8 protein-coding genes are annotated in these 7,831 nt (G+C 75.8%); 2 read left to right on the top strand and 6 right to left on the bottom strand.

Annotated features, from left to right (window positions below; translation table 11 throughout):
- Window positions 1–10: 10 nt before the first annotated feature.
- The 4 genes from ABT299_RS14065 to ABT299_RS14050 form a co-directional block, all read right to left on the bottom strand.
- Window positions 11–589: an amidase family protein gene (locus ABT299_RS14065; RefSeq protein ID WP_500250997.1), complete on the bottom strand. Its 579-nt coding sequence runs from the start codon at window positions 587–589 to the stop codon at window positions 11–13.
- Between the two features lie 144 nt (window positions 590–733).
- Window positions 734–1,591 carry an alpha/beta fold hydrolase gene (locus tag ABT299_RS14060; protein ID WP_500250996.1) on the bottom strand — a complete coding sequence of 286 codons (858 nt, stop codon included), beginning with the start codon at window positions 1,589–1,591 and terminating at the stop codon, window positions 734–736.
- Window positions 1,588–1,734, bottom strand: a complete 147-nt coding sequence (locus ABT299_RS14055; RefSeq protein WP_500250995.1) for a hypothetical protein — start codon at window positions 1,732–1,734, stop codon at window positions 1,588–1,590. The genes ABT299_RS14060 and ABT299_RS14055 overlap by 4 nt, the downstream gene beginning before the upstream one ends.
- 73 nt (window positions 1,735–1,807) lie before the next feature.
- Window positions 1,808–2,005 carry a hypothetical protein gene (locus tag ABT299_RS14050; RefSeq protein WP_347256956.1) on the bottom strand — a complete coding sequence of 66 codons (198 nt, stop codon included), beginning with the start codon at window positions 2,003–2,005 and terminating at the stop codon, window positions 1,808–1,810.
- 259 nt (window positions 2,006–2,264) lie between these two features.
- Here ABT299_RS14050 and ABT299_RS14045 point away from each other — a divergent pair, with 259 nt between their 5' ends.
- Together ABT299_RS14045 and ABT299_RS14040 are read left to right on the top strand one after the other, a co-directional pair.
- Window positions 2,265–2,633: a PH domain-containing protein gene (locus ABT299_RS14045; protein ID WP_190863549.1), complete on the top strand. Its 369-nt coding sequence runs from the start codon at window positions 2,265–2,267 to the stop codon at window positions 2,631–2,633.
- Window positions 2,634–2,799: 166 nt separating this feature from the next.
- Window positions 2,800–3,591 (top strand): SAM-dependent methyltransferase, encoded by a 792-nt coding sequence (locus ABT299_RS14040; RefSeq protein WP_500250994.1) that lies wholly within the window; start codon window positions 2,800–2,802, stop codon window positions 3,589–3,591.
- A 45-nt stretch (window positions 3,592–3,636) separates the two neighbouring features.
- Here the strand turns inward: ABT299_RS14040 and ABT299_RS14035 are convergent, their stop codons facing one another.
- Window positions 3,637–6,660, bottom strand: coding sequence for an AAA family ATPase (locus ABT299_RS14035; protein WP_500250993.1), 3,024 nt, complete (start codon window positions 6,658–6,660; stop codon window positions 3,637–3,639).
- A complete protein-coding gene (locus ABT299_RS14030; protein WP_190868164.1) occupies window positions 6,657–7,787 on the bottom strand; it encodes an exonuclease SbcCD subunit D in 1,131 nt (376 codons plus the stop codon). Before ABT299_RS14030 ends, ABT299_RS14035 begins: the two co-directional genes overlap by 4 nt.
- Window positions 7,788–7,831 lie beyond the last annotated feature (44 nt).

Below are 7,831 nucleotides of genomic sequence, written 5' to 3'. Positions count from 1 at the left end.
CCGGGGTCGTCTAGACCCCCAACCGCCCGCCGGAGGTGGGGGGGTACGGGTTGGTGCCGCCGCCGGCGCTCCCGGGCGCCTCCGGGGCGCGGCCGAGCGCCACGGCGGCGGCCGCGCCGCCGCTGGAGCCGCCCGCGGCGCGTGCGCGGTCCCACGGGTTGCGCGCCGGGCCCGCCAGGTCGTTGTCGGTGTAGCAGCAGAGCCCGAACTCGGGGGTGTTGGTCTTGCCGAGGCTGATCATGCCGCCGCGGCGCAGCAGCGTCACGAGGTGCGCGTCGCGGTCCGGGACGTGGTCGGCGTAGGCCCGGGAGCCGTAGGTGGTGCGGACGCCGGCGGTCGGCGTCAGGTCCTTGATCGCGGTGGGCACTCCGAACAGCGGCATGGTGTGCCCGCTCGCCGCCGCTCCGTTCGCGAGCGCCTCGGCCCGCGCGATCGCCTGGTCGGCGGTGACGGTGATGAACGCGCCGTAGCGATCGTTCAGGCGCTCGACGCGGTCCAGGTAGTGGCGGACCAGTTCCGCCGGGGAGACCTCGCCCGCCCGTACCGCCGCGGCCTGGTCGAGTGCGGTGAGCTCGTGCGGTTCCGTCATGCGCGCCTTCCCTCGACGGCGGAGGCGTCCGCCCCGCGATGCCACGATCACCGCCACCCTAATACCGACCGGTCGGTATGTCAGGAGGGTCATCGCGGAACCCGGCGCCGCCGGGATCGCGCGGGCCGGATCAGGCGGGCCGGATCACGCGGGCCGGGACAGGGCCGCGGCGACCTCGGCGGCCGGGCCGTCGGCGAGAAGGATCGTGTAGTGGTTGGCGTCGTCAATCGTGCGGACGGGGATCCGCTCGGCGATCGGCGCGGGATCGGGGTACAACGGCACCGGCTGGTCGAGCATCCCGCGCCCGGCCCGCAGCATCTCCGCGGGACGGCGCAGCCGCCGCCACGCGCCCGCAAGCGCGTCCCCGGTGAGCAGGTCGGCGGAGTCCTCGGTGACCGCGTCCAGCGAGACGCGGCTGCGCAGCTCCGGCTCCTCGCCGGTCATGTCGTAGTCGACGTACGCTTCGATCGCGGGCGTCCAGACCGTGAAGGCGGGGTGCGCGCGCCAGAAGTCGCGGTTGGCCTCCAGGTCGGCGAACCGCATCCGCAGCCGGGCGGCGGCGGGGCCGATGGTGTCCGCGACCTGCTCCGCGGGCGTCCTGCCCGGCGCGACGGGCAGCGGCGGCCCGCCGTCGACCAGCACGATCCGCTCCACCCGGTCCGGATACAGGTCGCCGAGGACGAGGGAGACGAACCCGCCCATCGAGTGACCGGCGACGACCGCCCGGTCCATCCCGAGCGCGTCGAGGACGGCCGCGCAGTCGCGGGCGTGCGCGGCCATGCCGTACGGGCCGGGCAGCGCGCCGCTGCGGCCGCGGCCGCGCAGGTCGACGGCGGCGAGGGCGCCGCCCGCGGCGGCGAACCGGCCGGCGGCCGGGCCCCACGCCAGGTGCGACCCGGTGATGCCGTGGACGGCGAGGACCGACGGCGTCCCCTCGCCCCAGATCCCCACGGTGAGGTCGCCGCCGGGGACGGCGACGGTCGTCCTGCGATACCCGCTCATGGCGCGCACCCTACTCCGGCCGCCGTCACCCAGGGGATCTCGGCGACGGCGACGTTGTGCAGCGGGTTCTCGGGGGTGACCAGCGAGTCGTTGCGCAGGGACACCCGCATCCCGGTGCTCAGGGCGGTGCCGATCGGCGCCACCGGCGTCGGTGACGCCGTCGCGGAGACGCCCCGTGACCATGGAGATCGCGGCGGGGCCGGCGGGCGCGCCGGATCACTTGCTCGGCTGAGGCGTCTTGCAGTGGACCTTCGGGTTCGCTCCCACGTAGTTGAGCGGGCCGGCCACGATCGTCACGAGGACCGTGCCGACCTTGGCGCAGCTGGCCTTCCGGTCGTCGTAGTAGTGCCGCTGGCCGGCGGCGATGGCACCGATGACCAGCCAGATCAGGACGATGGCGGTTCCGACGCGCACGGCTGCCTCCGGGGGGACGGGGCCGCCGCGCTCTCCTGGTCGGGTCATGATCGGCGGCCGGGGGTGTGTGTGGTGTGCCCATTCGGAACCGGACCTAACGCCCCGGTCCGGAATGTGCCGCCTTCCGCACCGTTCCGGGCATGCGGCGGACCGGACGGCGAGCGGCCGCGCGGGCGCGGGGAACGGCGGGCGGCGGGAACGGGCGGCGGTCTACGCTCGTCGAAACGTGTCGGACCACCCACGAGCACGGAGGACGGACATGGGCGACGACGTCGAGCACGACAGGTCGGGCCAGCTCAAGCAGATCGAGAGCGGGCTGCTGCCCGGCGAGCAGGTCATCGCGGTCTACGACGCGATCGGCACCGGCACCGGGTTCGTCGGCCTCACCGACCGGCGGGTGATCATCCAGGACAAGAGCTTCGCGGGCAAGAAGTACGCGATCACCAGCATCCCGTACTCCAAGATCACCTCGGTCAGCGTGGTCAGCAACAGGTCGTGGGCGGGGCCCTACTTCTCCTCCGGCTCGATCGCGATCAACGTCGGGACGATCTCCTACGAGGTCGAGTTCCGCGGCGCCGACAAGAGCCACCACGTGCACAACGTCATCCTGGACTTCATCTCCCGCTGACCGCCTCCGCGCCGGAGCCGGTGCCCGGTCCCGCCCGGGCCGCGCGCCGGCCTCCGCCGCCCGGATCGATGGTGGCTTTCCGCGACGTCGGACCTGCGTACGGTGATCGCGATCCACTAGACTGGAGGCTCCTCGACCCACCCCCGCTCCCAGTCGAGGGGACACCATGACAGAGCGTCCTTCCCCCGGCCCCGGCTTCTCCGGCGCCGCCCTCAACCGCATCTACGACTACTCTCTCGGCGGCAAGGACAACTACTGCGCCGACCGCGCCGTCGCCATCGAGGCGTTCGGCTCCTTCCAGGCCGCCCGGCTGCTGCCCCGCGAGAACCGCAAGTTCCTGCGCCGCGCCGTCCGCCACATGCTGGACGAGGGCGTCCGCCAGTTCCTCGACGTGGGCTGCGGCCTGCCCGGCAAGGGCAACGTGCACGAGGTCGTGCACGCCCGCGACGCCGCCGGCCGGGTCGTGTACATCGACATCGACCGCGTCGCCGTCGTCCACTACCAGGCGCTGCTGCACGCCGTGCCGAACGCGACGGCGGTGCACGGCGACGCGCGCAAGCCGCACGCGATCCTCGCCGACGCGGAGGTCACCGCGCTCATCGACCTGAGCCGCCCGGTCGGTGTGCTGATGACCGCGACGCTCGACGCGATCCTCGACGAGGAGGACCCGGAGGGCATCGTCCGCGCGTTCACCGACGCGATGGCGCCGGGCTCGCACCTGGCGATCTGCGACTTCGCCGACGACGCGATGACGTCCTGCGAGCGCGCCCTGCAGGACCGGATCCTCACCGAGAACGGGCTGGTGTTCACCGCGCGGCCCCGGTCCCGGATCGCCGCGTTCTTCGACGGCCTGGACCTGGTCGACCCCGGTCTCGTCCCCGCGCCGGAGTGGCGCCCCGACCGCCCGCACGAGCCCGCGACGGGCTGGCTGGTGGCGGGCGTCGGCCGCAAGCCCTGACTCCGGCGGCCGCGGCAGGCCTTGAGCCAGGCGGCGGCCGGCGGTTCAGACGACGATGCGGGCGGTGGAGCCGGTGCGCTCCTTGGTGACGCGGAGCTGCGCCGGGATCCGGGCCCGCAGCTCCGCGACATGGCTGACGATGCCGACGGCGCGGCCGCCGTCGCGCAGGCCGTCCAGCACGTCCATCACCTCGTCGAGGGTGTCCTCGTCGAGGGTGCCGAAGCCCTCGTCGACGAACAGCGTGCTGATCTCCGCGCCGCCCGCCTCCGCGGTGACGACGTCGGCGAGGCCGAGCGCCAGCGACAGCGAGCTGATGAACGACTCGCCGCCCGACAGCGTCACCGGGTCGCGTTCCAGGCCCGTCCACGCGTCGGCGACGCGCAGCCCGAGCCCGCCCGCGCCGTGGCTGCGGTCGCCCGCCGCCTTGTCGGTGGTGTGGACGAGCGCGTACCGGCCGCCCGACATCCGGCCGAGCCGCTCGTTCGCGGCGGCCACGACCTGCTCCAGCCGCGCGGCGAGCACGTACGCCGACAGCGACATCGAGCGCCGGTTCGCGGCGTGCTTGCCCGAGGTGAGCCCGGCGAGCCGCTCGGCGGTCCGGTACCGGTCCGCCGCCGGGCGCCAGTCGCGGACGGCGGCGCCGAGGTCGGCGCGCAGCCGCGCGAGCCGCTCGCAGCGGTGCCGGGCCCGGTCGGCGGCGGACGCCGCGCCGGTCCGGGCGTCCTCCGCCGAGGCGAGCGCCGCCTCCAGCGCGTCCAGGTCGGGGGCGGGGGCCGCCGCCGCCTCGGCCAGCGCGCGGTCGGCGAGCAGGTCGCGGACGAGGGCCTCCTCGTCGTCGAAGCGGCGGAGCCGGTCGCGCAGCGCGGCCTGGTCCTCGTCCGGCATCGCGGCGGCGAGCACCTCGTCCGGCGTGCGGAAGCCCTCCTCTTCGGCGGTGGCCTTGGCGCGCGCGCGAGCGGCGGCGAGTTCCTCGGCGGCGCGGCCGGCCTCCCTCAGCGCGTCCATGGCCTCGGCCAGCGCGTCGGCCTCGCGGCCGAGCCGGTCGATGCGCGCCTCCAGGGTCGCGTCGGTGCCGCGCGCCTCGTCCAGCGCCGCGCGCAGCCGCTTCTCCTCGGCGTCGAGCTCCGCGCGCCGGGTGCGGTTCGCGGTGAGCGCCCGGACGTTTCCGTCCCGGGCGTCGCGGACCCGCTCCAGCTCCTGCTCGTCGCGGTGCAGGACGCTCTCCAGCCGGTCGGCCTCCGCAGCCCGCGCCGCCGCCGCGGCGAGCGCCTCCTCCGCCTCGGCCAGATCGGCGGCGAGTGCCTCGGCGGCCGCCTCGCCGACCGCCTCCAGCAGGCCGTCGCGCTCGGTGCGCAGCGCCTCCACCTGGCGGGCCGCGTCCTCCCGGCCGTGCTGGGCACGGTCGGCGGCGGCCTGCGCCTCGTCGACCTGCTCCTCGGTCGGGATCAGCGCGAGCGAGGTGACCGGGGCCGGGTGCTCGGTAGACCCGCAGACCCGGCAGGGCTCGCCGTCCTCCAGCTCCTCGGCGAGGACGGCCGCCATCCCGTCCAGCCGCGCCTGCCGCAGGTCGAGGACGTGCTGCCGGGCGTCCTGCGCGGCGTCGACCGCGTCGCGATGCGCCGCCTCCGCCTCGCCGAGCAGGTGCCCGACCTGGTCGCGGCGGTGCGCCGCGTCGAGCCGGCGCCGCGCGTCGGCCACCGCCGCCTCGGCGCCCGGACGCCCGGCCGCGGCGATCCGCGCCGCGTCCAGTTCGGCGCGGCGCGCCTCGACGATGCCGGGGAGGTCGGCGAGCGCCGCGGCGATCCGCGCCTCCTCGGGTTCGAGGCGCGCCATCTCGCGGTCCAGCTCCGCCCGCTCGGCCTCCAACTCGGTCAGCCGCGCCGCCTCCTGCCGGCGGTCCGCCAGCTTCGCCATCTCGTCGCGGCGCGCGCGCTCCGCCTTCGCCAGGACGTCCTCGGACGCGCTGGGCGGCAGCAGCGTCCCGACCCGGGAACGGGTCTCCTCGGCCCACCGGCGCGCCTGGCCCGCGCGGACATGCCGGTCCTGCACGGCGCGCACCAGCGGCACGACCCGGTCGGCGCGCGCGGCTGCGTCGAGCCCCGACGCCAGCCGCGACCGCTCCTCGGCGCGCTCGGCCAGCGCGTCACGGCGCGCCAGCGCGTCGGCGCGCCGCCGGCGCCGCTCCGCCACCTCCCGCCCGGCCTCCAGCGCCTCGCGCGCGGCCCGCACCGCCGCGTCCGCCTCGTCGCGCAGCCCGTCGGCGGCCGCGCGGACGTCGGCGTGCTCGCCCGCCAGCTCCGCCGCCCACGCCGGAAGCACCTCCACGTCCGCGGCCGGCTCCGGCACCTGCTCGCCGCGGCGCGGCGCCGGGACCGGCAGGCGCTCGCCGCGCGGCGGCGCGGCGCCCGTCGCCTCCGCGATCCGGTCCGCGATCGAGGACGCGGCGGCGGCGAGCTCCGCCGCCTCCCGGCCCGTCGCCGCGCGCCGGTCGGCCAGCCACTTCTCCACCTGCGTGAACACCTCGGTCGCGAACAGCCGCTCCAGCACCTTGCGGCGCTCGTCGGCGCCCGCGCGCAGGAAGCCCGCGAACTCGCCCTGCGGCAGCAGCGCGACCTGGCAGAACTGCGCCGCGTTCATCCCGAGCAGCCGGGAGATCAGGTCCCCCGCCTCGTCCAGGCGCGTGGTCAGCCCCGTCCAGCCGCCGCGCTCGAACTCCTCCAGGATCACCTTGGCGTGCTCGGTCGTCGTCCCGGACCCGCGCAGCTTCGGCCGCTCCCACGCCGGCGACCGCGTCACCCGCAGCCGGCGGCCCCGGATCGTCGTCTCCAGCACCACGCGCGGGCCCGCGCCCGGCGCCGCGTGGTCGCTGCGCAGCCCCTTCACCGCGTTCCGGACCCCCGGGACCTGCCCGTACAGCGCGAAGCACACCGCGTCCAGGATGCTCGTCTTCCCCGCGCCCGTCCGGCCCTGGATGAGGAACAGCCCCGCGTCCGACAGCGCGTCGAAGTCGATCTCCTCCGTCCCGGAGAACGGGCCGAACGCGGCGACCTCCAGCCGGTGGAGCCTCACGCCAGCGCCTCCTTCCGGCGGCAGTGCTCGAACGCCTCGTCCAGCAGCGCGCGCTCCGCCTCCGTCGCGGGACCGTCGGTGACCTCCGCCACGAAGTCGCCGGCGATGTCGAGTTCCGACCGCTCGCGGACCCGCTCCGTCCAGGTGCGCGCGCCGTCGGTGCCGCCGCCCTCCGGCTCGAAGCCGAGGACCAGCGCGTGCGGGAAGCGGCGGCGCAGCCGCTCCATCGCGGCCGACGGGCGGCGTTCGTCGGTCAGCGTGATCTGCAGCCAGCGGTCCTCGTACTTCTCGTACTCCGAACCGGACAGCAGGTCGTCGATGCGGCCGCGGACGCGCGCCAGCCGGCGCGGCACGGGCGCCTCCACGAACTCCGCGGCCACGCCGTCCTCGCGCAGATCGACGAGCCAGGACCCCTTGACGTGGTGCTCCTCGGAGAACGAGTACGCCAGCGGCGACCCCGAATAGCGGACCCGGTCCGTGATGGCCCAGCGGCCGTGCAGATGCCCGAGCGCCGCGTAGTCCACGCCGTCGAACACCGACGCCGACACCTGCGCCGACCCGCCGACCGAGATGTCGCGCTCGCTCTCGCTGCTCTCGCCGCCGGTCACGAACGCGTGCGCGAGCACGACCGAGCGCAGGCCCGGACGCCGCGCCGCGTCCGCGCGGACCCGCCGCATCGCCTCGGTCAGCGCCGCCGCATGCGTGCGCTCCTCCAGCTCCCACGGATGCCGCACGAGCTCCGGCTCCAGATACGGGACGCCGTAGATCGCCGCGTCACCGACCACGACCGGCTCCCCCACCCGCGCGAAATCGGTCCGGACGTGCACGCCCGCCCCGTCCATCAGCGCGGACCCGAACCCGAGCCGCCGCGCCGAATCGTGGTTCCCGGCGATCAGCACGACCCGCGTCAGCTCCGCGAGCCGCGCGAGCGCCTCGTCGCACAACCGCACCGCGTCCACGGCGGGCAGCGCCCGGTCGTAGACGTCGCCCGAGACGAGCACACAGTCGACCCGCTGCTCTCGCACGGTCGCGACGAGGTCGTCGACGAACGCCGCCTGCGCGGCCAGCAGGTCCTCGCGGTGGAACGATCTGCCGAGATGCCAGTCGGAAGTGTGCAGGATTCGCATGTCGCAGCAACCATAGGCACCCCGTCCGACACATCCGGCGCAGA

The organism is Spirillospora sp. NPDC000708 (assembly GCF_040299565.1).
Lineage (GTDB): Bacteria > Actinomycetota > Actinomycetes > Streptosporangiales > Streptosporangiaceae > Spirillospora.
This window is presented reverse-complemented; position numbering and strand designations above follow the sequence as displayed.